The organism is Neoroseomonas alkaliterrae (assembly GCF_014199195.1).
In the GTDB taxonomy this organism is placed as follows: domain Bacteria; phylum Pseudomonadota; class Alphaproteobacteria; order Acetobacterales; family Acetobacteraceae; genus Neoroseomonas; species Neoroseomonas alkaliterrae.
Genome location: NZ_JACIJE010000002.1, coordinates 168,035 through 192,392 on the forward strand (window position 1 = coordinate 168,035; position 24,358 = coordinate 192,392).

At 72.2% G+C, this 24,358-nt stretch carries 20 protein-coding genes; 10 read left to right on the forward strand and 10 right to left on the reverse strand.

Going from position 1 to position 24,358, the window contains the following annotated elements:
* Nucleotides 1-61: 61 nt before the first annotated feature.
* From FHS88_RS04180 to speB, 5 genes are all read right to left on the reverse strand, one after another.
* A complete protein-coding gene (locus tag FHS88_RS04180; RefSeq protein WP_184481627.1) occupies nt 62-1,996 on the reverse strand; it encodes a TRAP transporter permease in 1,935 nt (644 codons plus the stop codon).
* Nucleotides 1,997-2,077: 81 nt separating this feature from the next.
* Nucleotides 2,078-3,229 carry a TAXI family TRAP transporter solute-binding subunit gene (locus FHS88_RS04185; RefSeq protein WP_184481629.1) on the reverse strand — a complete coding sequence of 384 codons (1,152 nt, stop codon included), beginning with the start codon at nt 3,227-3,229 and terminating at the stop codon, nt 2,078-2,080.
* Between the two features lie 66 nt (nt 3,230-3,295).
* Nucleotides 3,296-5,008, reverse strand: a complete 1,713-nt coding sequence (locus FHS88_RS04190; RefSeq protein WP_184481631.1) for an acyl-CoA dehydrogenase family protein — start codon at nt 5,006-5,008, stop codon at nt 3,296-3,298.
* 41 nt (nt 5,009-5,049) lie between these two features.
* A complete protein-coding gene (locus FHS88_RS04195; protein ID WP_184481633.1) occupies nt 5,050-6,285 on the reverse strand; it encodes a type III PLP-dependent enzyme domain-containing protein in 1,236 nt (411 codons plus the stop codon).
* 482 nt (nt 6,286-6,767) lie between these two features.
* Nucleotides 6,768-7,664, reverse strand: coding sequence for an agmatinase (gene speB / locus FHS88_RS04200; protein WP_184481635.1), 897 nt, complete (start codon nt 7,662-7,664; stop codon nt 6,768-6,770).
* A 68-nt stretch (nt 7,665-7,732) separates the two neighbouring features.
* Here speB and FHS88_RS04205 point away from each other — a divergent pair, with 68 nt between their 5' ends.
* The 4 genes from FHS88_RS04205 (at nt 7,733) to FHS88_RS04220 (ending at nt 13,018) form a co-directional block, all read left to right on the forward strand.
* Entirely contained in the window at nt 7,733-8,911 is a 1,179-nt protein-coding gene (locus FHS88_RS04205; RefSeq protein ID WP_184481637.1) for a pyridoxal phosphate-dependent aminotransferase, read from the forward strand.
* A 64-nt stretch (nt 8,912-8,975) separates the two neighbouring features.
* Complete coding sequence (locus tag FHS88_RS04210) at nt 8,976-9,170, forward strand: hypothetical protein (protein WP_184481639.1); 195 nt, start codon at nt 8,976-8,978, stop codon at nt 9,168-9,170.
* Nucleotides 9,167-10,552 (forward strand): amidase, encoded by a 1,386-nt coding sequence (locus FHS88_RS04215; RefSeq protein ID WP_184481640.1) that lies wholly within the window; start codon nt 9,167-9,169, stop codon nt 10,550-10,552. The genes FHS88_RS04210 and FHS88_RS04215 overlap by 4 nt, the downstream gene beginning before the upstream one ends.
* Nucleotides 10,553-10,630: 78 nt before the next feature.
* Nucleotides 10,631-13,018, forward strand: coding sequence for a recombinase (locus FHS88_RS04220; protein ID WP_408902325.1), 2,388 nt, complete (start codon nt 10,631-10,633; stop codon nt 13,016-13,018).
* Here FHS88_RS04220 and FHS88_RS04225 read toward each other — a convergent pair.
* Entirely contained in the window at nt 13,015-13,806 is a 792-nt protein-coding gene (locus FHS88_RS04225; RefSeq protein ID WP_184481642.1) for a sterol desaturase family protein, read from the reverse strand. The genes FHS88_RS04220 and FHS88_RS04225 overlap by 4 nt on opposite strands.
* Nucleotides 13,807-13,864: 58 nt before the next feature.
* On the opposite strand from FHS88_RS04225, the gene FHS88_RS04230 reads away from it, so the two are divergent.
* Complete coding sequence (locus tag FHS88_RS04230) at nt 13,865-14,488, forward strand: HupE/UreJ family protein (RefSeq protein WP_184481644.1); 624 nt, start codon at nt 13,865-13,867, stop codon at nt 14,486-14,488.
* A gap of 2 nt (nt 14,489-14,490) precedes the next feature.
* Here the strand turns inward: FHS88_RS04230 and FHS88_RS04235 are convergent, their stop codons facing one another.
* Nucleotides 14,491-15,696 (reverse strand): MFS transporter, encoded by a 1,206-nt coding sequence (locus tag FHS88_RS04235; protein ID WP_184481646.1) that lies wholly within the window; start codon nt 15,694-15,696, stop codon nt 14,491-14,493.
* A 99-nt stretch (nt 15,697-15,795) separates the two neighbouring features.
* Between FHS88_RS04235 and FHS88_RS04240 the strand changes: the two genes are divergently transcribed.
* Together FHS88_RS04240 and FHS88_RS04245 are read left to right on the forward strand one after the other, a co-directional pair.
* Nucleotides 15,796-16,254, forward strand: a complete 459-nt coding sequence (locus tag FHS88_RS04240) for a MaoC family dehydratase (RefSeq protein WP_184481648.1) — start codon at nt 15,796-15,798, stop codon at nt 16,252-16,254.
* A 17-nt stretch (nt 16,255-16,271) separates the two neighbouring features.
* Nucleotides 16,272-16,982, forward strand: coding sequence for a metal-dependent hydrolase (locus tag FHS88_RS04245; RefSeq protein WP_184481650.1), 711 nt, complete (start codon nt 16,272-16,274; stop codon nt 16,980-16,982).
* A 42-nt stretch (nt 16,983-17,024) separates the two neighbouring features.
* Here FHS88_RS04245 and FHS88_RS04250 read toward each other — a convergent pair whose 3' ends face one another.
* Genes FHS88_RS04250 through FHS88_RS04260 form a run of 3 tightly spaced genes read right to left on the reverse strand, consistent with a single transcriptional unit; the run spans nt 17,025 to nt 20,005 of the window.
* A complete protein-coding gene (locus tag FHS88_RS04250; protein WP_184481652.1) occupies nt 17,025-18,014 on the reverse strand; it encodes a tripartite tricarboxylate transporter substrate binding protein in 990 nt (329 codons plus the stop codon).
* Between the two features lie 34 nt (nt 18,015-18,048).
* On the reverse strand, nt 18,049-19,542 hold the full coding sequence (locus FHS88_RS04255; protein ID WP_184481654.1) for a tripartite tricarboxylate transporter permease: 1,494 nt from the start codon (nt 19,540-19,542) through the stop codon (nt 18,049-18,051).
* A 4-nt stretch (nt 19,543-19,546) separates the two neighbouring features.
* Nucleotides 19,547-20,005 carry a tripartite tricarboxylate transporter TctB family protein gene (locus FHS88_RS04260; protein WP_211842298.1) on the reverse strand — a complete coding sequence of 153 codons (459 nt, stop codon included), beginning with the start codon at nt 20,003-20,005 and terminating at the stop codon, nt 19,547-19,549.
* A gap of 249 nt (nt 20,006-20,254) precedes the next feature.
* Here FHS88_RS04260 and FHS88_RS04265 point away from each other — a divergent pair, with 249 nt between their 5' ends.
* From FHS88_RS04265 to FHS88_RS04275, 3 genes are read left to right on the forward strand one after another with little or no spacing between them, the layout of a single operon-like run.
* Complete coding sequence (locus tag FHS88_RS04265) at nt 20,255-21,883, forward strand: thiamine pyrophosphate-requiring protein (protein WP_184481658.1); 1,629 nt, start codon at nt 20,255-20,257, stop codon at nt 21,881-21,883.
* A 47-nt stretch (nt 21,884-21,930) separates the two neighbouring features.
* A complete protein-coding gene (locus FHS88_RS04270) occupies nt 21,931-22,977 on the forward strand; it encodes an ABC transporter ATP-binding protein (protein WP_184481660.1) in 1,047 nt (348 codons plus the stop codon).
* Nucleotides 22,978-23,006: 29 nt separating this feature from the next.
* On the forward strand, nt 23,007-24,344 hold the full coding sequence (locus FHS88_RS04275) for an ABC transporter substrate-binding protein (RefSeq protein WP_184481662.1): 1,338 nt from the start codon (nt 23,007-23,009) through the stop codon (nt 24,342-24,344).
* The last annotated feature ends 14 nt before the right edge of the window (nt 24,345-24,358 follow it).

Below are 24,358 nucleotides of genomic sequence, written 5' to 3' on the forward strand. Positions count from 1 at the left end.
TTTCGCGCGCGGGACTGGCGGGGCGGCCGCGCGCCAGAGTTGATCTCGCGTCCGCCGCGCATCAGGCCGCGGCGCGCCCTCGCGTCACCGCCAGCGCGGCGATGCTGGCGGCGCCGATGGCAAGGCCGATGATGTCGGTCGTCGCCTCGGGGATGAGCATGAGCAGCCCGCCCGCGCCGATGGGCAGCCGCGCCCAGAGCGGCGTCGCACCCACCTTGTAGACATAGCCCTCGAAGGCCGAGGCGATCAGCACCACCGCGACGCTCGCCGTCAGCACCGATTGCAGGATGGTCACGAGGTCCCCGCGCAGGATGAGCGCCGGCTGCAGGACGAAGAGCACGGGCAGCAGCATCAGCAGGATGCCGATGCGCAGGGCCATCAGGCCGGTGACCATGGGCGAGGATTTCGCGATCGAGGCCGCGGCGATGGCCGCGAGCGCCACGGGCGGCGTGATGAAGGAGACGATGCCCCAGTAGAGCACGTAGAGATGCGAGGCCATGGGGTCGAGCCCCGCCTGCACCAGCGCCGGCGCCAGCACGATGGCGAGGAAGATGTAGCAGGCCGAGGCCGTCATCCCCATGCCGAGGATGAAGGAGGTGACGGCGCCGAAGAACAGCAGCAGCGCGACATTCCCGGCCGCGTACTGCACCAGCTCGCGCGAGAAGGAGTTGGCGACGCCGGTGATGGAGAGCGAGCCGATGATCAGCCCGATGCCCGCGATCAGCGCCACGAGCTGCGCCACCGCCTGCCCGGAATCCACCACCAGGCCGCAGAAGCGGCGCAGGTCGAAGCCGGTGCTGCGCGCCCTGAGCACGGCGACGACGAGCAGGAACAGGCAGACCCAGAAGGGCGCCTCGGCCTCGATGCGGAAGGCGAGCAGCAGCACCGTCAGCCCGACGATCGAGGCGATGTAGTACCAGCCCGAGGCGAGCGTCGGCAGCAGCGGCGGCACCTCGGAGCGCGGCACGCCGCGCAGGCCGTTGCGCACGGCATAGAGGTCGGTCTGCAGGAACAGCGCGCCGTAGTAGAGGAGGGAGGGCAGCACGGCGGCCACCATCACCTCGGCGTAGGGCACGTTGAGGAAGTTCGCCATGATGAAGGCGGCCGCGCCCATGACCGGTGGCATCAGCGCCCCGCCGGTCGAGGCGCAGGCCTCCACGGCGCCGGCGTAATGCGGCGCGTAGCCGCAGCGCTTCATCGTCGGGATGGTCAGGGTGCCCGTTGTCAGCACGTTCGAGGTGGGGCTGCCCGAGAGCATGCCGAAGGTGGCCGAGGAGACCACGGCGACCTTGGCCGGCCCGCCGCGGCTGGTGCCCATCAGCGCCAGCGCGAAATCCATGAAGAAGGCCGCCCCGCCCGTCGCGGAGAGCACCACGCCGAAGACCAGGAAGCCGATCAGCGTGTCCGAGACCACCTGCATCGGGATGCCGATGATGCTCTCGGTGCCGAAGACGTGCTCGCGCACGGTGTCGAGCGGGCTGAACTGCACGCCCCAGAGGAAGCCGGGGGCGCTGTCGGCGACGATGGGAAAGACGCCGAAGATCAGGCAGGCGAAGAACAGCACGATCTCTCCGGTGCGGCGCACGCCGTCGAGGATCAGCACCAGCAGCGCGAGCGCGAGCCAGGCCGCCCAGTCGGGCGCCGTCGCGTTCCAGCCGGCGAGCTGGATCCGCAGCGCCTCGGTCGCGAGCCAGATGCCGAGGCCGAGCGTCGCCGCCGCCAGGATCCAGTCGAACCAAGGCACGCGCGCCTTGTGTGCCTTCACCGCGGGGAAGGCGAGGAAGGCGAAGGCGCCGAAGAAGCCGATGATGAGATAGTAGTAGGCCGTGCTGATCGGCCTGAAGCCGCCGAGGCCGAGGTTGAAGACCTGGTTGACGGTCAGCATGAGGCCGCAGGAGGCCAGCACGAAGGCCGCCCAGAAGGCGGGGCCGGACAGCCGCGTCGAACGCGCCTCGGGATCCTCGGGGATGGGCGGTGCGGCGGCGGTGCTGGACATGGAGGCTGGTCCTGGGGCGGATGCGAAACCGCCGCCGGCGGCAAGGCCGGCGGCGGCGGGTGACAGTCCTGGCGGCCGGGTTCAGCCGAGGGAGGCGAGGGTGGCCTCGCGGCGTTCGTTCCAGGCCTGGGCGAAGGCCTCGCCCTCGAGGTTGCGGCTGCGCGCGGCGGGCAGGAACTCGCCCCAGGCGCGGCGCAGCGCGTCGTTGCGGCGGATCATCCCCTCCTGCCAGGACTGCGATTCCGCGGTCCAGAGCCCCGCCTCGCGCAGGTAGCGGATCGCGCCGGGGTGGAAGGCGGCGTCCATCGGCGGCGCGCCGGCCTCGCGCATCGCCCAGCGCGGCATGGTGGCATTGACGCCCTTGTAGGCGTCGAAGCTGTCGTTGACGGCCTTCATCAGCGCATAGACCTCGGCCTCGGGCGTGTCGGCATTCACCGTGATCATGGGATAGCGGTAGCCCATGACATTGGCCGGGTTGCTCTCGGAAACGCCGGAGCCGACCGTCTCGCGCAGCGGCTCGGCGAAGGAGACGACGCGGCGCATCGCCGCCCAGCCCGCCGCGTTGTTGGGGTCGAGCTGCACCCAGGAGATGCCCCGCGGGCTCGCTTCCAGCTCGCGCAGCACGGCGGTGTTCACCGCGGCGCCGGCGCAATCCGCGCGGCCCTCGATCAGCGCGCGCAGCGAGGCGACATAGGAGGGGAACTGCACGAGCTGCACGTCGTTCAAGGTCAGCCCGGCGAAGGCGAGGACCGGCAAGACCTTGATGTTGACCGAGGAATTGGCCGGCACCCAGGCGAGGCGCTTGCCCTTGAGATCCTCGGGCTTGGTGATGCCGCTCTCGCGCGTCGCGACGATCGAGAAGGCGTTGCGCCGGCCCATCAGCACGCGGAAATCCTGCGGGCCCCAGTCCGGTGTGGCGTATTCGTAGATGCCCTCGGCGGCGAAGTAGAGCTCGTTCGCGAGCCAGGCATGGGAGGCGCGGCGCTGCTTCAGCGGCAGGATGCGCCCGATCGAGGTGCCCGAGGGCTGCAGCCGCACCCGCGTGCCATGGGCGCGGCCGAGCGCGTCGGAGATCGCCGAGGCCTCGACATAGCCGGCCGAGCCGACATCATAGACCGACCACACCATGGTCGCGGGCAGGTTCGCGAGCGGCGTCTGCGCAAGCGCAGGGCGGGCGAGCGCCCCTGCGCCGATGGCGGCGGAAAGGGCGAGGCCCTGGCGGCGTGTGAACATGGACGCTTCTCCCCGAGCGATGGTTTGGTTGAGCGCCGCACACTTCCCCCATCGGCCGCCGCACTGTCAACGCGCGCCGGCCATCGCGCCGGGATCGGGCAGCAGCGCATCGGGGATCGTTCCGCCTTCGGGCGCGAGCGGGTCGCGCGGCAGCACGCGATGCGCGAGGACCATGGCAGCGAGTTCGCGCCTTTCGGGCAGCCCGGCCATCGCCGCCTCCCAGGCGAGGGCGGTGGCCGAGGCGATGTTGTAGAGCGCGGTCCCGGCCGAGCGCGCCAGCACCGGCCCGCCCTCCCCGAGCGCATGGCGGGCGAGGGCGAAGGCGCGCTCCGTAGAGTGGGTGAGGTGCGGCAGCGGCTCCGGGGTCGCCGCGCGCAGGGCGGCGAGATGCGCCTCGAGCGCCTCGAGCGAGCCCTCCCGCTGGGCCGCGCGCAGCACGTCGAGCGCGACGATGTTGCTCGTGCCTTCCCAGATCGAGCCGAGATGCGCGTCGCGCACGAGGCGCGCGTCCGGGAAGTCCTCGATGTAGCCGCAGCCGCCGCGCACCTCCATCGCATCGCCGGTGACCACCCGCGCGTCGCGGCAGGCGCGGAACTTCAGCAGCGGCGTCAGGATCCGCAGCAGGGCATAGGCGCCCGGCTCGCCGGCATCGGAGCGGCGCAGCGCCTCGGCGGTCTGGAAGACCATGGTCCGGGCCTGCTCGGCGCGGACCAGCATCTTCGCGAGCTGGCGGCGCATCAGCGGCAGTGTCACGATCGGCGCGCCGAAGGCGATGCGGCGATGGGCGATGTAGAGCGCCTCCGTCACCGCCTTGCGCATCATCCCCGCCGCGCGCACCCCGTTCGACAGGCGCGAGTTGTTCACCATGTCGGCCATCTGGCGCATGCCGGCGCCGGGCTCGCCGATCATCCAGGCGGTCGCGCCCTGCAGCGTGATCTCGCCGCTCGCCATCGAGCGCGTGCCGAGCTTCTCCTTCAGCCGCACGATGCGGTAGCGGTTGGGCGTGCCGTCGGGCAGCACGCGCGGCAGCAGGAAGAGCGAGACGCCCTTGATGCCCGCCGGCGCGCCCTCGGGCCGCGCCAGCACCATCGCGAGTTCCGCATCGGCGTTGGAGCAGAACCACTTCTCCCCGGTCAGCGCCCAGGACCCGTCGGCATTGGGCGCGGCGGTGACCGCCGTGTTGGCGATGTCCGAGCCCGCGCCCTGCTCGGTCATGAACATCGCGCCCTGGTGGAGATCGTCCAGGTCCTGCGTCGTGAGCATGGGCAGGTAGCGCTCGATCAGCTCCGCGGAGCCGAAGCGGCGCAGCGTCCGCGTCAGGCTGTCGGTCATCGAGACCGGGCAGCACAGGCCGAACTCCGCCTGCACGAACAGGTAGGTGATGGCGTATTTCGCCGCCGCCGGCATCGGCGCCGGCCAGCCCAGCACGCCGCCGCGATGCGACAGCGCGGCGAGGCCGTATTCGCCGAAGGCGATGCGCTCCATCTCGCGATAGGCGGGGTGGTAGGCGATGGACTGCGCATCCTCGCCGCGGCGCGTGCGATGGACGAGCTCGGGCGGGTTCACGTCCGCCGTCGCGGCGAGTTCGGCGAGCCGCCCGCCTGCCAGCCCGCCGAGCCGGTCGAGATGCGGCGTGAGGTGATCGAGCAGGTCGCGCGGCAGGTAGAGCCGCAGCAGCGCGGCGAGCGTCGGGTCTGCCCGCCAGAGGTTGAGGCCGTGGCTGTCCGGGACGGCCTCGGCGCCCACGGGGGCGGGGCGGTTCGGGCGGATGATGGTCATGGGCGTCTCCTGCTCGGGGCAGGATACGCCCATGCCGGGCGTCAGGCGATGCGCGCGGCCGCCGTGCCCGCGCCATAGCCCGCGGTCGCGAGCATCGGCGGGTCCGCGACCTCGACCACCAGCGCCCGGTCGAAGCCGTTGAAGGCCGTGCGCAGCGCCGTGCCATAGGCGCCGAGCTGGCCGATCTCGATCCAGTCGCCCTCCCGCACATCGGCGGGAAGCGTCCATGGTCCGCGCATCACGTCGGCGCTGTCGCAGGTCGGGCCGAACAGCGTGAAGTCGCGGCGCACCGCGGCCACCGGGTCGCCGCCGGCGCGGATCAGCCGGTGCGGGAAGCGGAAGCCCGGCGCGCCCGCATCCGACAGCGCGCCATAGACGCCGTCGTTCACATGGAGCGCATCGCCGCGGCGCTGCTGCACCTGCACCACCACGGAGGCGCCGCCGGCCACCAGCGCGCGGCCGGGCTCGGCCCAGAGGCGCACGCCCGCGGGCAGCAGCGCCGCGCCGGCGGTGATCGCGGCCATGAAATCGGCGAGCGGGGGCGGCTCGCTGCCTGGATAGGCCACCGGGAAGCCGCCTCCGACATCCACGATCTCGACCGCCACGCCGGCCTCACCGATCACCTCGGCGGCGAGCGCGAGCGCCCGCGTCCAGGCCGACGGATCGAGGCACTGCGAGCCGACATGGAAGGACAGGCCGAGCCGCGCCGCATGCGGGCGGGCGGCGCGCAGCAGCGCCGCGGCTTCCGCCGGCGCGGCGCCGAACTTGCCCGAGAGGTCGTAGGCCGCCGAGCCCTTCGGCAGCGCGAGCCGCACGATCAGGCCGAGATCGCCCGCCCCGCCTTCCGTCTCCTGCAGGATCTTCGTCAGTTCGGCATCGGTGTCGAGCACGAAGTCGCGCACGCCATGCCGCTGCCAGGCGGCGCGGATGGCCCCGCGCGACTTCACCGGATGCATGAAATGGATCGAGGCCTCCGGGAACAGGCTGCGGACGAGGCGCACCTCGCCCTCCGAGGCGCAGTCGAAATGCGCCACACCGCCGGCCGCGACGGCGCGCAGCATGGCGGGCTCGGCGTTGCACTTCACGGCGTAGAGCACGTCGCCCGGGAAGGCGGCGACGAAGGCGCGCGCCGCCGCACGCACCGCCTGCGGGCGCAGGCAGTGCAGCGGCTCCTCGGGGCGCAGGGCCGCGACCGCGGCATCCACCGTGAGGCGGCGCGGCATGGAGGCGGGGCGGCGGAGCGGCGCGACGGCGCCGCGGGGGCGGAACTCGGTCATCGCGGTGGACTTTCGGGGCGACGGGACGAAGAGGGCCCGCCGCCGCGCCTCGCGGCCCATCGGGGCCGGGCGCGGCGGCGGGGAAGGAGGGAGCCTGCCGGCGCCCCGCCGCCGACGCCCGCCCGCGATCCCCCCGGCCTTGCGGCTTGGGGGCGGGAGGGCGGCGCGGCGCGGCCGGTCAGGCGCGGCGTCTGGTGCGATGGGCTTCCATCGCGGGGCGGCGGACAGGCGACACAGGCGGCTCCCTCGAACCTTCCGGCCCATGGGTGCGGCCGGATCGAACAAGGACGCGTCCCGTCGTTGCTGTGGCCCGGATCAGGCGGGCCTCGCGGCACGTGCGATGGCGTCAGCGCCCCTGGCGAGGCACGGGCCGGAAAATATGCAGGCCGGCCCGAGGATTCAAGTGAAATCCTGCGGATCGGCCATGAGCCTGACGCATATCCGCCGGAGAAGCCGGGGTAATGGCCGGAAACTCTCCGGCCTCAGCGCTTCGCCGCCTGCAGGCAGAGATATTCCCAGGCCACGGTCGCGGCGGCGAGCGCGGTGATCTCCGCGACATCGAAGGCGGGGGCCACCTCCACCACATCGGCGCCGCGGAGATCGAGCCCGCCGAGGCGGCGCAGGATGCCCTGCGCCTGCCAGGTCGCGAGCCCGCCCACCTCCGGCGTGCCGGTGCCCGGCGCGAAGGCGGGATCGAGGCAGTCCACGTCGAAGGAGAGATAGGCCGGCCCTTCGCCGACCACCTCGCGCACCTGCGCGGCGATGGCCGCAGGCGTGCTCTCGTGCACCTGCTGGGCGGAAAGGATCGTCACCCCCTGGCCGCGCGTCCAGTCGAACATCTCGGGCCAGGCGGGGGCGCGGATGCCGATCTGGATCATGCGCCGCGGCGCGACCAGGCCTTCGGTGATGGCGTGCCAGAACACCGAGCCATGGGCGAAGCGCTGGCCGAAATTCTCCTCCGAGGTGTCGAGATGGGCGTCGAAATGCACGAGGCCGACCGGCCCGCCGAGCCGCCTCGCCAGCGCGCGCAGCAGCGGCAGCGTGATCCCGTGCTCGCCGCCCAGCGCGACGAGGTGGTTCAGCCCCGCCGCCTGCTCCTCGATGCGGGCGAGGCTTGCGGGGATGTCGCCCAGCGCGATCTCGAACTCGCCGAGGTCGGAGAGGTCGAGCGCGGTCGGATCGGCGCCGGTCTCCGGATGGCGGCCGTCGGTCAGCATCCGCGCCGCCGCGCGGATGGCGCGCGGCCCGTCCCGCGTGCCGGCGCGGTTGGTGGTGCCGATGTCGAGTGGCACGCCGGCCACGCAGAAGGCCGCGCCGCGGTCGTCCGGGCGGGCGCCGAGGAAGGCATGCGGGGCGGCGAAGGTGACGGGGACGGGCATGGCCTCACCTTAAGCAGCCGGCGCGCGGGCCTGTCCAGGACCGCGCCGCTTCGCTACCACCTTCGGCCATGACGCGCTTGCCCACCGGCCCGCGGGCCGCCCTCGACGCCATTCCCGGCTCCCTGATCCGCGAGGTCTCGGAGGCCGGGCGCGGCATGCCCGGCCTGATCCGCCTCTTCTTCGGCGAGCCCGACACCGTCACCCCCGCCTTCATCCGCGAGGCCGCCAAGGCCGCGCTCGATGCGGGAGAGACCTTCTACGCGCCCAATCCCGGCATCACGCCGCTGCGGGAGGCGATCGCGCGCTACCTCACGCGCAACGGGCGGCCGGTGGGGCCGGAACGGGTCTCGGTCACCGCCTCGGGCGTCAATGCGCTGATGCTGGTGGCGCAGGCGCTGCTCGACCCCGGCGAGCGGGTGGTGATCCCGATGCCGGCCTGGCCGAACATGGACGGCATTGCGCGGGTGATGGGCGCGCGGGTCACGCCGCTGCCCATCCGCATCGCCAACGGTGCCTGGCGGGTGGAGATGGACGAGCTGCTCGCCGCCGTGACGCCGCAGACGCGCCTGCTCTTCCTCAACAGCCCGGGCAATCCGACCGGCTGGACGCTGACGGCGGAGGAGCAGCGGACGATCCTCGATCACTGCCGCAGGACCGGCACCTGGATCCTGGCCGACGACGTCTATGAACGCCTCTATTTCGCGGCGGAGGCCGCGCCGTCCTTCCTCTCCATCGCCGGCGCCGAGGATCGTGTCGTCTCGGTGAACTCCTTCAGCAAGGCCTGGTCCATGACCGGCTGGCGGCTCGGCTGGATCGTCGCGCCGCCGGCGCTGATGGAGCCGATCGCCAAGCTCAACGAGTTCAACATGTCCTCCGCCCCCACCTTCGTGCAGCATGCGGGCGTGGTCGCGCTCGACCGCGGCGATGCCGTCATCGCCGAGACGCAGGCCCGCTACCGCGCGGCGCGCGATCTCGCCCACGGCATCCTGTCCGCCGTGCCCGGGGTGCGGGTGCCGCGGCCGGAGGGGGCGATGTATCTGTTCCTCAAGGTCGCGGGCTGCACGGACAGCGTCGCGCTGGCGAAGGAACTGCTCACGACGGCAGGTGTCGGCCTCGCCCCCGGCGCGGCCTTCGGCGCGGGGGGCGAGGGCCATCTGCGCCTCTGTTTCGCTCAGAGCGAGGAGCGGCTGCGCACCGCCTGCACGCGCGTCGCGCAGGCTCTGGCGGAACGCGCCTCGGGGCGCTGAGCGGCGGGATTGACCTGCGCGCCCAGGGGCGCAGCATCGCCCGCGCGAAGCAGGAGCGCCCGCCATGCCCGACCCGATGGACAAGCCCGAATTCGACGCGCTGATGGCGCGCCATGGATTGCCGCTGACCGAGGCCGAGCGCGAGGGCATCCGCGCCGCATCCGGCCATTTCCGCGCCTTCGCCGAGAATGTCCGCACCCCGCGCGACTGCTTCGCCGAGATGGCGCTCACCTTCGCGCCGAAGGCCGCGGAGCGATGATCCCCACCATCGCCGAGGCGGCGCGCCTGATCGCCGCGAGGAAGCTCTCGCCCGTCGAACTCGCGACCGACCGGCTGGCCAGGGCCGAGGCGCTGAACGGTACGCTGCACGCCTTCATCCGCTTCACGCCCGAGATCGCGCTGGAGCAGGCGAGGGCGGCGGAGGCACGGCAGATGGCCGGCACGCTGAAGGGCCCGCTCGACGGCATCCCGATCGCGCACAAGGACATCTACGAGACGGCGGGCGTGCCCACCACCGGCCATTCCCGCGTGCTGATGGAGCACGTGCCGGGCGCCGATGCCGCCGCCGTGCGCGCCTGGGCCGAGGCCGGCGCGGTGATGCTGGGCAAGCTCGCCACGCACGAATTCGCCTGGGGCGGACCGTCCTTCGACCTGCCCTGGCCGCCGGCGCGCAACCCCTGGAACACGGAGCATTTCACGGGCGGCTCGTCCTCCGGCACCGGCGCGGCGGTGGCCGCGGGGCTGATCCTGGGCGGCACCGGGTCGGACACCGCAGGCTCGATCCGCATGCCGGCCTCGCTGTGCGGGACGGCGGGAATGAAGCCGACCTACGGCCTGTGCTCGCGCATCGGCGTTCTGCCGCTGGCGCACAGCCTCGACACGGTCGGGCCGCTGGCATGGACGGTGGAGGACTGCGCGCTGCTGCTCGACGCGCTGACCGGCCACGACCCGGCCGACCCGTCCTCGGCCGGGGTCGCGCGGCCGGACTTGCTGTCCGGCCTCGATGGCGGCGTGCGGGGCCTGCGCGTCGGGGTGATCCGCCACTTCCACGAGGCGGACAATCCCGTGACGCCAGGCATGGCGGCGGGCGTGGCGCATGTGGAGCGGACGCTGCACGACCTGGGCGCCGAGATCAGGGAGGTGACGCTGCCCTCCCTCGGCGCCTTCAACGCGGCCGGCTGGCTGATCCTCGCCGCCGAGGCCTTCGCCGTGCACGAGCCCTGGCTGCGGACGCGCTTCCGAGACTATGGCGAGATCCTGCGCGAACGCCTCGCCCTCGCCGCGGTCGTCTCCGCGGCCGACTACCTGCAGGCGCAGCGGCGGCGCCGGGAGTTGTGCGAGGCGGTGGCGCGCGCGATGCGCGATTGCGACCTGCTGCTGACCGCCGCCTTCCGCAGCGAGGCGCCGCGCATCGACCGCATGGGCAAGTGGGCCTCCTTCGAGGCGCCCAACTTCACCATGCCGTTCAACCTGACCGGCCAGCCCGCGCTGACCGTCTGCGCCGGCTTCGGGGAGGGCGGGCTGCCGGTCGGGGCGCAGATCGTCGGCCGTCCCTTCGAGGATGCGACGGTGCTGCGCGCGGGCCATGCCTACGAGAAGGCCGCCGGCTGGCGGGCGCGGCGGCCCGCGCTCGCCGGATAGGCCGGCGGGGACCGCGGCCCCGGCATCTGGGGTGCATCCGCCGCCGCGATCCCCATATGATGTGGCGCGTGATGGGGGATGCGCCGCATGGACGGTCCGCCGACCTGCCCCGACCCGCCCGGCGCCTCCTTCGGCGAGGCGCCGGCCGCGCCCCGCGCCTTCGATCCGGGCATGGGCCTCGCGGTCGCCCGCCGCACCATCCTCCGGCCCGAGGACGGGGAGGATTTCGGCCGCGTCGCAGACCGAGTCGCGGCGGGCAACATGTCCCTGCTCGGCCGTCCCGCCGGCGAGGCGGAGCGCCGCGAGCAGGCCCGGCTGCGCAACGCCATCGCCACCGGCGCGCTGATCACCTCGGGCCGCCACCTCCAGCATGGCGACGCCGGGCAGGCCGCACGGAACATGGAGGTGTTCACCAACTGCGCGACCGCCTGCGCGAGCTTCACCAAGTTCTACCTCCTGCTCAACGGCGCGGGCGTCGGCCGGGCCTATGACGACGACCTCTGCCCGGTGGACTGGGCGGAGGCGCCCGATCTGCTGCTGCACCTCTCCCCGAGCCACCCCGACTGGCCCAAGGACCGCGCCGGCCTGCACCGCTTCGGCGTGGAGTTCGGCCTGCTGCGCTGGGGGATGGGCCCCGACGCCTTCGGCGAGGCGGAGGAGGCCGATGTCCGCGCCTTCCTCGCGCGCGAGCTGGTGCACGGCCTCGCGCGCCTGCCGCCCGGCACGGTTCGGCACCGCGTCGCCGACACGCGCGAGGGCTGGGCCAAGGCGGTCGAGATCCTGGAGGCCATGGCCTTCCGGCGCGAGCGCGGGCGGCCGCTGCTGCTCGACCTTTCGGCCGTGCGGCCGCTCGGCGCGCCGATCCGCGGCATGCAGGGGCGGCCGGCCTCGGGCCCGCTGTCGCTGCTGCGCGCCTTCATCGCGCTGCGGCGCGAGGTGATCGAGGCGGCGCGCGACCGCGACCCGCAGGGCGAGGCGATGCGCCCCTGGGAACAGGCGCTGCGCGCCGACCACATCCTCTCCACCGAGGTGCAGGTCGGCGGCGCGCGCCGGGCGGCGCGCATGGCGACGAAATCCTGGCGCGACCCGGGCGCGCTGCGATTCGTCCGGCTCAAGGCCGAGGGCGGCCTCTGGACCGCCAACCATTCGCTGATGGTGGATGCGGAGTTCTGGGCGCGGCTCGAGCCCGGCGCCGACGAGTCGGAACCGCTGACGCGCCACGCCCGCGCGCTCTTCGCCGCGGCGACCGCCTGCGCCTATGTCAATGGCGAGCCCGGCTTCATCAACGGCGACCGGCTGGAGGATGCGCGCACCGGCTTCGCCCGCGCCAAGCCGGCGACCGCCGAGACCGGCTCCGGCCGCTACCGCATCGAGGACGGCGCGCCGCTGCTCGCCGAGGTCGCCCGCCGCGCCGCGACCACGCGCTTCCCCGTCACGACCAACCCCTGCGGCGAGGTGGTGCTGCATGTCACCGGCGGCTACTGCGTCATCGCCGATTTCGCGCCGCTGCTCGCCTGCCCGGTGCCGCTCGAGGCGCTGCGCCCGGGCGCGATCCCGGGGGAGGTGGCGGCCGCCTGGGATGCGCGCGTCGAGGATGCGGTGCGCCTCGGCGTGCGCTTCCTCATCCGCGTCAACCGGATGGACGCGCTCTACGGGCAGGAGGTCGCGCGGACCAACCGCATCGGCATCGGGCCGACCGGGCTGCACGAATGGGCCTGGGCGCGGTTCGGCCTCGGCTTCCGGGACCTGCTCGACGAGGCGCGGGCGAGGCCCTTCTGGGAGGCGCTCGCGCATCTCTCGGCCGTGGCGAAGCAGGAGGCGAGCGACTATGCGCGCGCCCTCGGCATGGTGGAGCCGGCGACGGTCACCACCATCAAACCCGCCGGCACCACGAGCAAGCTGTTCGGCCTGACCGAGGGCGCGCACCTGCCGGCGCGGCGGCAATACCTGCGCTGGGTGCAGTTCCGCAGCGGGCCGGATGGCGACCCGCTGCTCGCCGACTATGCCGCGCGCGGCTATCCGGTGCGCGCGCTCGAGACCTTCCCCGGTGTCGCGATCGTCGGCTTCCCGACCCTGCCGCTGATCCAGCGCCTGGGCATCGGCGAGCGGCTGGTGGTGGCCCCCGAGGCGAGCCCCGCCGAGCAGTATCGCTGGCTGATGCTGCTGGAGCGCCACTGGATCGGCGAGGCGCGCGGCAACCAGGTCTCCTACACGCTGAAGATCGCGACCGACCGCGTGGACCTCGAGGCGTTCCGGGCGCTGCTGCGGGCCAACCAGCCGCGCCTGCGCTGCTGCGCCGTGCTGCCGAGCCGGCCCGATCGCGACCTCGGCTACGAATACCTGCCCGAGGAGGAGATCCCGCCGGAGCGCTTCGCGGCCATCCTCGCCGCCATCCGCGACCCCGGCCTCGGGGAGGCGGTGGACCTCGCCCGCCTGCAATGCGAGGCGGGGGCCTGCCCGATCTAGCCGCCGCGCCGGAAGGGCTGCGCGAGCAGGCGGTCGAGCCGCTGCTCGGCATCCTCGCGCCAGCCCTCGACCCCGATCACCATGCCGAGCTGCCCGAGCCGCGGCTCCGCGCGATAGGTGCCGAAGAGCCGGTCCCACCAGGAGAGGCAGAAGCCGAAATCGCTGTCCGTCTCCTCGCGGATCTCGGAATGGTGGATGCGGTGCATGTCGGGCGTGACCAGCACCCAGCGCAGGGGACGGTCGAGCCAGCCCGGGATGGCGACATTGGCGTGGTTGAACATCGAGGTGGCGTTGAGCAGCACCTCGAAGGCGAGCACCGCCTCGGGCGGCGCGCCGAGCGCGACCACGGCGGCCGCCTTGATGCCGAGCGAGAGCAGGATCTCGACGGGATGGAAGCGCAGCCCGGAACTCGCATCGAGCTCGGGGTCCGCATGGTGCACGCGATGCAGCCGCCACAGCAGCGGCACGGCGTGGAAGACGCGATGCTGGGCGTAGATCAGCAGGTCGAGCAGCACGACGGCGAGCGGCGCGGCCACCCAGAAGGGCAGCCCGAGCGCGGGGAACAGGCCGAGCCCGCGCGATTCCGCCCACAGCGCCACGCCGACCGCGCCGGCCGGCGCGAGCAGCCGCAGCAGCCCCGAGGACAGCGCCACCAGCCCGAGATTGGACGGCCAGCGCCGCCAGGACAGGCGCTGCGGCCGCCGCGGGAAGCCGCGTTCGAGCAGCGCCATCGCGACCAGCACGACGGCGAAGACGGAGAGGCGGATGACGGGTTCCAGCTCCAGCATCGGGACAGCATGTAGCGCGCCGCTGCCAGCCTTGCAGGTCCGCCCCGGCGCTGCGACCATGGCCGCCGAGAAGGAGACGACCATGACGCGCCTCGCTGCCCTGCTCGCCCTGCTGCCGCTGCCCGCCCTCGCGCATCACCCGATGGGCGGGGCGGTGCCTTCGACGCTGTGGGAAGGGCTGGCCTCGGGCGTCGGGCATCCGGTCATCGGCCTCGATCATCTCGCCTTCCTGCTGGTCGCGGGCGTGCTGGCCGCCGCGCTGCCGCCCGCGCGCGGGGCGCGCGCCGTGCTCGCCTTCGTGGCCGGCGGCTTCGCCGGCAGCCTCCTGCATGTCGCGGGGATCGGGCTCGGCCCGGTCGAGATGCTGGTGGCGGCGAGCCTGGTGCTGGCCGGCGCGGCGCTGCTCGCCGGTGCGGCGGGCGCGCTGCTGTCGGTGGGCTTCGCACTCGCCGGGCTGTTCCACGGCCATGCCTTCGCCGAGGCGATCATCGGGGCGGAGCAGGGGCCGCTCGTGGCCTATCTCGCGGGCCTCGCGCTGACCCAGGCGGCGATCGGGCTCGCGGCGATGCTGGCGGCGCGCCGCGTCGCGGCCGCCGGGCACGGCGTGGCGCTGCGCCGCGCGACGGGCCTCGCCGGCGTGGCGGCGGGGGTGGCCTTCCTCGGCATCGCGATGGCCGGCTGACCTCAGGCCCCCCGTTCCAGCCGGCGGAGCACCGCGAAGCCCGCGAGGGTGATCAGCGCGACATGCCCGAAGGCGAGGCCCCAGGCGAGCGCGCCCTCGCCGCCCGCGAGGTCGAGCACGACGCCGCACAGCAGCGGCCCCGCGAAGCCGCCCGCATAGCCGGCCATGGAATGCAGGCCCATGGTCGCGCCGCGCAGCGCGGGATCGGCGGCCTGCACCGTGCCCGCCGTGAGCGCGGAGGAATCGAGGTAGATCGCCGCATTCCACGCAAGCACCAGCGCGAGCGCGAGCAGCGGCGCGGCGCCGGCGGCGAAGCCCGTCACCGCCGAGAGCGCCGCGCCGCCGAGCATCGCGATGCCGACGATGCGCGCGCGCCCGAAGCGCAGGGATGCCTCGTTGCCCGCAAGCGAGACGGCGATGCCGAGCAGCCCCGCCAGGGTGAAGAGCACCGTCGGCCCCGGCAGCCAGGCGGGAGGCGCGCTGACGGCGAAGGCGGCGGCGAGGAAGGCCACCGCCCAGGCGCGCAGCACCGCCATCTCGAGCGTGTGCACGCAATAGCCGGCGATCCAGGCCATGGCGCGGCGGTTCGCGAGCACCGGCCTGAAATCGAGCAGGCGCGCGGACCCTGGGCGCGCGGGCGGCCTCGTTTCCGGCAGGACCAGCAGGGCAATCAGGAAGGCGCAGGCCGCGAGCGCCCCGCCCAGGATGAAGGCCGCCTCGGCCGTGGCGAGGGCGGCCGTCGCGCCCGCCACGGCGAAGGAGAGCGCGCCCGCGATCCCGACGCCGGCCGCATGCCAGGAGACCGCGCGCGCCTGGGCGGCACCGCTCAGCGGATCGGCGATCGCCTTCAGCCCCGGCATGTAGGCGCCGGCCCAGCCGATGCCCGCCAGCGCGCGGAAGGCGAGGGCCGACCAGAACCCCTCGGCGAATAGGCCGAAGCCGAGATGGGCGAGCGCCGTTGCGCCGGTGCCGAGCAGGTAGATGCGCCGCGCCGGCACGCGGTCGGTCAGCGCGAGTAGCACCGGCACCGCCGGCACATAGGCGGCGAAGAAGATTCCGATCAGCCAGCCGGCCTCGGTGCCCGAGAGCGACCAGCGCGCCATGTAGCCGGGCAGCAGGGCGGGCAGGGTGAAGGCGCCCATCTGCGTCAGCACCTGCGCGGCGACCATGGCGGCGGTGAAGCGCGGCGTGCCGGGGAGGAGGGCCATGGCGCCACGCTAGGCGCCTTGCGCGCCGGCGCAAGGCCGCGGGCTTGATCGGGGCGCGCCCTGCCCCGACACTCCGCCCCGCACAGGACGGAGGAACGCATGCGCGTGGTGGAAACCCCCGAGGCGCTGAAGGCGCTGGTCGGGCAGGAACTCGGCGTCGGCGAGTGGCTCGAGGTGACGCAGGAGATGATCGACCGCTTCGCCGACGTCACCGGCGACCACCAGTGGATCCATGTGGATGTCGAGCGCGCGAAGCGCGAGATGCCCGGCGGCAAGACCATCGCGCATGGCTACCTGCTGCTCTCGCTGCTGCCGAAGCTCGGCGCGGGCGTCTACAAGGTCACCTGGCCGTCGCGCACGCTGAACTACGGATCGGACAAGGTGCGCATCATCAACCCCGTCCAGGCCGGGGACCGCGTGCGGCTGCGCCAGGCGCTGGTGGCGGTGGACGACGGCGCGAACGGCACGCACCGCATCGTCGTGCGCCAGACCATGGAGATCGAGGGCAAGGACAAGCCCGCCCTGATCGCCGACACCATCCGCATGACCTTCCCCTGAGAGACGGAGACGCCGCGATGAAGATCACCTGGTTCGGCCATTCGGCCTTCCGGCTGGAGTTCGGCTCCTCGGTCGTGATGATCGACCCGTTCCTGAGCGGCAACCCCGCCTTCTCCGGCGATGCCGAGGCGGCGAGCGCGGGGGCCACTCACGTGCTGCTCACGCACGGGCACGGCGACCACATCGGCGACACGGTCGCCATCTGCAAGCGCACCGGCGCGAAGCTCGTCACCAACTACGACCTCGCGATGCATCTCGGGCGCAAGGGCGTGGCCGCGCTCGACCCGATGAACACAGGCGGCACGACGGACCAGGGCGAGTTCACCGTCTCGCTCACCCAGGCGCTGCATTCCTCGGTCGAGCAGGACGAGAACGGCATCTCCCACTGCCTCGGCCTGCCCAACGGCATCGTCGTCACGCCGAAGGACAAGGCCGAGCCCGTCGTCTACCACATGGGCGACACCGACATCTTCTCGGACATGGCGCTGATCGACGAGCTGTATCGCCCGCAGGTCGCGATGGTGCCGGTGGGCGACCGCTTCACCATGGGTCCGCGCGCGGCGGCGATCGCGGTGAAGCGGTTCCTGCCCTCGGTGCGGGTGGCGATCCCCTGCCACTACGCGACCTTCGGGCTGCTGCTGCCCGATGCCTCGGGCTTCGTGGCGGCGATGGATGGCGGCACCGCGCGCGTCGTGGTCCCCGAGAAGGGCGTGTCCTTCACGCCCTGACGGCACGTGCGGCGCCGGATGGACCCGGCGCCGCGCTTCGCCTCAGCCGCGCACGAGGCCCGCAGCGCGCATCGCGGCGCCCAGCGTGCCATCGGTGCGTTCCATGTGCGCCGCAAGGCCCTGGGCATCGCCCCAGATCATCCCGAAGCCGCGGGCGTTCATGAAGTCCTTGAACTCCTGACTGTTCCAGACCTTCTGGAGTGCTGCGGTCAGCGCCTGCGCGATCTCGGCCGGCATGTTCAGCGGGCCGGCCATGCCGCGCCAGGCGCCAACGCTGTAATCCACGCCGATGCTCTCCTTCAGCGTGGGCACGTCGGGGAATTGCGGGTTGCGCTGCGGCGCCATCACCGCGAGCGAGCGCGCCCGCCCCGCCTCGATGATCGCGCGCGCCTCGGGCACCGAGCAGGTCACCAGGTCCACGCCGCCCGCCGCGAGGTCCTGCATGGCCGGCGCCGCGCCGTTCGAGGGCACCCAGCGCACATGGTCCGCGCGCAGCCCCATGGCACCCAGCCAGCCGGCGAGCGCGAGGTGCCAGATGCCGCCTTGGCCGGTGCCCGAGGCCTTGAGCCGCCCGGCCGGTGCCGCCTTGATCGCATCGGCGAGCGACTTGATGTCGCGGTGCGGGGAGTTCGCGTTCACCTGCACGCCGGGCGGATCCTCGTTCATCAGCGCGAGCGGCGTGTAGGAGTTGCGCGTGAGCTGCGTGAGGCCCTGCCAGTGCATCATGCAGATCTCGACCGTGATCATGCCGATCGTGTAGCCGTCGGGCGCGGCCTGCGCGATCGCGCTGTGGCCGACCACGCCCGAGCCGCCGGTGCGGTTCACGACGTTGAAGGGCTGGCCCATCTCCTTCTCGAGCACCGCGGCGACGATGCGCGCGGTGGCGTCGGTGCCGCCGCCCGCGCCCCAGGGCACGATGACCTGCACCGGGCGGTTGGGGTAGCGGCCCTGGCCGAGCGCAGGCCGCGCGAGCGGCGCGATGCCCGCGAGGGCTCCGGCGGCGAGCGCGCCGCGGCGGGAGAGCAGGGTCATGGTTCGTTTCCTCCTTGCGATGGACGGGACGCTATCAAGCGGGAACCGGCCGCCGCAAGCGGCGCAGCAGCCAGACGAAGGCCGGCCAGAGCAGCGCCGCGACCGTCATCGCGGCCAGCACCGAGGAGACCGGGCGCTCGAAGAAGGGCAGCAGGTCGCCATCCGACTTGATGAGCGAGGTGACGAAGTTCTGCTCCACCATGGTGCCCATCACGATCCCGAGCACCATGGCCGCGACGGGAAAGCCGTTGCGCTCCATCACGTAGCCGATCACCCCGAACACCGCGACAAGCACGATCGCGAAGGGGTTGTTGCCGATGGCGAAGGCGCCGACGGCGCAGAGCAGCAGGATCATCGGCATCGCCGCCGCGCGCGGGGCGCGCAGCACGTGCCGCGAGGCGCGGATCATCATGATGCCGAGCGGGATCATCAGGATGTTGGCGATGATGAACACCATGTAGAGCGCGTACATGCTGCTCGCCTTCTCGGTGAACAGCGTGGGGCCGGGGTTCAGCCCCTTCATGTAGAGCACGCCGATCGCGATCGCGGTGATGGTGTCGCCGGGGATGCCGAACAGCGTCGCCGGCACCCATCCGCCGGCGAGCGCGGAATTGTTCGCCGCCCCGGATTCCACGAGGCCCTCGGGGTGGCCGGTGCCGAACTTCTCCGGCTCCTTCGAGAATCGCTTGGAGTTCGCATAGGCGATCCAGGCGGCCATGTCCGCCCCCGCCCCGGGCAGGGCGCCGACGAGCACGCCCACCACGTTGCCGCGCCACATCTGCTTCTGGTAGCGCCGCGTCAGCGCCCATTGCCCGCCGAGGATCGAGCCCAGCGGCCGGTGCGGGATGGGCGGCGGCGGGGCCGCGGTCATCGCGCGCATGATCTCGCTGACGGCGAAGACGCCGACCAGGGCGGGCAGCACCTCGATCCCGCCGAGCAGGTCCGTGAAGCCGAAGGTGAAGCGCGGCACGCCGCCCGGATTCTCGATGCCGATGCAGGTGACGAGGAGCCCGAGCAGCGCCGCGGCGATCGCCTTGATGGGGGAGGAGCGCGCGACCAGCGTCGCGCACATCAGGCCGAGGAAGGAGAGCCAGAAATACTCGAAGGTCGAGAAGGAGAGCGCCATCTCCGCCAGCGCGGGCGCCATGATCATCAGCGCCACCGTGCCGAAGATGCCGCCCAGCGCGCTGAACCACAGCGAGGCGCCGAGCGCGATCTCCGCCTGCCCCTTGCGCGTCAGCGCATAGGCCTCGTCGGTATAGGCCGCCGAGGCGGGCGTGCCGGGGATGCGCATCAGCGCGCCCGGGATGTCGCCCGAGAAGATCGCCATCGCCGAGGCGGTGATGATGGTCGCGATCGCCGCGATGGGCGAGAGATAGAAGGTGACGGGGACGAGCAGCGCCGTCGCCATGGTGGCGGTCAGCCCCGGCAGGGCGCCGATGACCATGCCGTAGGCGGCGGAGGCGAGGATGGCGATCGCGACCTCCGTGGTCGCGACCATCCCGAAGGCTTCGAGCACCGCGTTCATCGGCTCACCACGGCGCCGGCAGCACGCCCGCGGGCAGCGGCACCCGCAGGAGCTTGTAGAAGACGAGATGGACCGCGAGCGGCCCGGCGAGCGCGAGGCCGAGCGCGAGCCGCCAGCCCGCGCCGAGGGCGAGCGCGGCGGCGAGCAGGATGATCGCCGCGGTGGGCAGGAAGCCGAGCCGTTCGGCGACGAGCACGTAGAAGATGAGCAGCACCGGAGGCAGGAAGGCCGCGAGGCCGCCGATGCGCGCGGCGAGGCCGGGCGGGGCCTCGGCCGGTGCCTCCTCCGGCGCCTCGAAGCTGCGGCCGATGCCGATCGCGATCAGTGCGCCGCACAGCACGAGCCCGCCGCCGATCACCATTGGGAAGGCGGCGGGGCCGACATCCTGGCCCGGCACGGCCGGCAGGCGCGATCCGCCCCAGAATGCGAGCACGCCCAGCATCATCAGGATCGTGCCTGTCATACGGTCGGACAGATGCATTCGGGCGCTGCCTCCCCTCCACGGTCGTTGCCGTCACCGCAGGCTAGACGATTGTGCGGCGCGCGCCAGCACCCCGGCTTCGGCCTCGCGCATCGCACGCCCGATGCGCGGTGGTCTTAACTCCGCAAAGCCTGCACGGCCGGAGGGGGGTTGCGGCCTGGCTCCGGCGGTGTCTAGGCTGCCATAGCAGACGGCGCCACGAGTGTGCCGAGGATGTGAGGAAACGGCACGATGAAGCTTGGCGCCGCGATCGCCGAGATCATGAAGCGTGAGGGCATCTCGATCCTCACCGGATACCCGGTCAATCACCTGATCGAGTTCGCCGCGGCTATCGACATCCGGCCCATCATGGTGCGGCAGGAGCGGATTGGCCTGCACATGGCCGACGCGATCAGCCGCGTCACCTCGGGGCGGACCATCGGCGCCTTCTGCATGCAGCACGGGCCGGGCTCCGAGAACGCCTATGGCGGCGTCGCGCAATGCTATGGCGAGAGCGTGCCGGTGCTGGTGCTGCCGATGGGCTATCCGCGGCGCCTCGCGCATATCGACCCGAACTTCAATTCCTCGGTGCAGATGCGCGGCATCACCAAATCCGCCGAGCCGATCATGTCGGCGGCCGAGGTGCCGAACATCCTGCGCCGCGCCTTCACGCGGCTGAGGAACGGCCGCGGCGGCCCGGTCCTTGTCGAGATCCCGACCGACATGTGGAACGAGGAGGTTCCTGAGCCGCTCGCCTACACGCCGGTGATCGCGACGCGCTACGGCCCCGATCCGGCCGATGTCGCGCGCGCGGCCGAGGCGCTCGCGGCGGCGAAGCGGCCCGTGATCTACGCCGGGACGGGCGTGCACTGGGCACGGGCCTGGCCGCAGTTGCGCGCGCTGGCGGAACTGCTGGCCGCGCCGGTGACGACGAGCCTCGGCGGCAAGTCGTCCTTCCCCGAGGACCATCCGCTCGCGCTCGGCTCCGGCGGCCTCGCCATCCCGAAGCCGGTGCGGCACTTCCTCGACAATGCCGATCTCATCCTCGGCATCGGCTGCTCCTTCACCGAGACCAATTTCGGCGTGAGGATGCCGTCGGGGAAGAAGATCATCCACGCCACGCTCGACCCGGATCACCTGAACAAGGACATCGCCTGCGAGATCGGCCTGGTGGGCGATGCGGCGCTGACGCTCGATGCGCTGCTCGCGGAACTCGCCGGGCGCGTGAAGGAGAAGCGTGACCCCGGGCCGGTCGCGCGGGAGATCCAGCAGCACCGCGCCGAATGGCTCGCCGCCTGGGCGGCCAAGACGGACAGCGAGGAGGAGCCGCTCAACCCCTACCGCGTCCTGCGCGACCTGTGGCGCACGGTGGATGTGGACAACACCATCATCACCCATGACGCGGGCAGCCCGCGCGACCAGCTTTCGCCCTTCTGGGTGGCGCGCACGCCGCTCTCCTATCTGGGCTGGGGCAAGACGACGCAGCTCGGCTACGGGCTTGGCCTCGCGATGGGGGCGAAGCTCGCGGCGCCGGACAAGCTCTGCATCAATGTCTGGGGCGATGCGGCGATCGGCTTCACCGGCATGGACTTCGAGACCGCGGTGCGCGAGCGCATCCCGATCCTCTCCATCCTGCTGAACAACTTCTCCATGGCGATCGAGCTGAAGGTCATGCCGGTCAGCACGGAGAAGTACCGCTCGACCGACATCTCCGGCGACTATGCGGCAATGGCGCGCGCCTTCGGCGGCTATGGCGAGCGGGTGACGAAAGTCGCGGACATCATTCCGGCGATCCGGCGCGGCATCGAGCAGACGCGCAACGGGACGCCAGCCCTGCTGGAATTCATCACGTCCAAGGAAACCGCCGTCTCCCGCCTCTGAGGCGGGGAGGGCGCGCGGCGCGCTCGCGCCGCCACACGGGAGGCTGAATGGCGACGGTCGATATCCGCGATGTGCGGAAGGCGTTCGGCAGCACGAAGGTGCTGCACGGGGTGAGCGTGTCGATCGAGGACGGCCAGTTCGTCGTCCTGGTCGGGCCGTCGGGCTGCGGCAAGTCCACGCTGCTGCGCATGCTGGCAGGCCTCGAGAACATCACGGGCGGGGAGATCGCGATCGGCGGGCGGGTGGTGAACAACGTCCCGCCGAAGGACCGCGACATCGCGATGGTGTTCCAGAACTACGCGCTCTATCCGCACATGACCGTGTTCCAGAACATGGCCTTCTCCATGAAGCTCGCAGGGGCCCCGCGCGAGGTGATGGAGCGGGAGGTGCAGAAGGCCGCGAAGATCCTCGGGCTCGAGCAGCTCCTGCACCGTTTCCCGCGGCAGCTCTCGGGCGGGCAGCGGCAGCGTGTTGCGATGGGCCGGGCCATCGTGCGCAACCCGCAGGTGTTCCTCTTCGACGAGCCGCTGTCGAACCTCGACGCCAAGCTGCGCGTGCAGATGCGCTCCGAGATCAAGGAGCTGCATCAGCGCCTCAAGGTCACCACGGTCTATGTCACGCACGACCAGATCGAGGCCATGACCATGGCCGACCTGATCGTGGTGATGAACCACGGCCGCATCGAGCAGTCCGGCGCGCCCCTCGAACTCTACGACCGTCCGGCCAACACCTTCGTCGCGGGCTTCATCGGCTCGCCGGCGATGAACATGCTCGAGGGCCACATCGCCGACGGCGCCTTCCACGGCCCCGGCGGCGTGCGCTGGCCGCTGCCGCCCGGCGCGCCAGCCTCCGGGGAGGTGATCTACGGCATCCGGCCGGAGCATCTGCGCCTCGACCCCGAAGGCATCGCCGCGACCATCCAGGTCGTCGAGCCCACCGGCTCGGAGACCCAGGTGCTGCTCCGCATCGGGGAGACCTCGGTGCTCGGCGCGTTCCGTGAGCGCATCGCGGAAGGGCCCGGCGCGGCGCTGCCGGTCAGCCCCGACATCTCGCTGGTCCACCTGTTCGACAAGAAGACAGGGCAGCGGATCTGACAACGACAGGACCTGGAAGGGAGAGAGACATGGCCAACATCATCACTCGACGCAGCATCCTCGGCGCCGGCGCCGGGCTTGCCGCATTGGGCGCGGGCGGGCAGGCCTTCGCCCAGTCCCGCATCCGGACCGCGCCGGCGAGCCCGCCGAACCTGCCGATCGAGAACGGCGCCAGCTTGCGCATGCTCCGCCCGGTGCGCTTCGTCCAGCCGGACGAGGAGGTGTTCCGCGCGAACTGCGCCCGCTTCACCCAGCAGACCGGCGTACAGGTGCGGGTGGACTTCGTGGGCTGGGAGGACATCACCCAGCAGACCGCCGTCACCGCCAACACGGGCGCCGGCCCCGACCTGATCATCGGCTTCAACGAGGCGCCGCACATCTATGCGGACAAGCTCGTGGAACTGACCGACATCGCCGAATACATCGGCACCAAGTACCGTGGCTGGCTCACCCTCGCGCAGCGCTACGGCAAGCGGCACGGCACGAACAACTGGATCGGGCTTCCCTTCGGCGCATCCGGCGGGCCGCTGGTCTGGCGCAAGTCGGCGGTGAACGAGGCGGGCTACCAGGCGCCGCCGGATGACCATGCGGGGTTCCTCGATCTCTGCCGCAAGCTGAAGGCGAACAACAAGCCGCCGGGCTTCGCGCTGGGCAATGCGGTGGGCGACGGCAACGGCTTCGCGAACTGGCTCGTCTGGTCGCATGGCGGCTACCTGGTGGACGAGAACAACAACGTCGCCATCAACAGCCGCAACACGATCGAGGCGCTGAACTACCTCAGGGACCTCTATCCGACCTTCGTGCCGGGGACCATCGCCTGGGGCGACATCAGCAACAACCGCGCCTATGCGGCGAACGAACTGTTCCTCACCTCGAACGGCGTGTCGCTCTACTTCGCGCTGAAGAACGACCCGGCCACGCGGCACATCGCGGACGACACCGAGCACACGCTGATGCCCAAGGGCAGGCTCACGCAATCCCCGATGGCGGGGCTGACGCTGAACGCCATGGTGTTCCGCCACAGCCGCTTCCCGAACGCGGCCAAGGCGCTCCTCACCTTCCTGATGGAGACGGAGCAGTACGATCCCTGGCTGCAGGCCAATCTCGGCTACTGGTCGCAGCCGCTCGAGGCCTATTCGGACAGCGCGGTCTGGGACAGCGATCCGAAGGTGCGCATCTTCAAGGACGTCATGCGGACCGAGTTCTACATCGGCTACAAGGGGCCGATCAGCCAGGCCTCCGCCGCGGCGAACGCGGACTACATCATGGTGCAGATGTGCGCCTCGGTCGCCTCCGGCCAGGCCACGCCCGAGGCCGCGGCGCGCGAGGCCGAACGCCGCGCCGCGCGCTTCTTCCGCCGCCGCTGACACGCCTGCCCGCC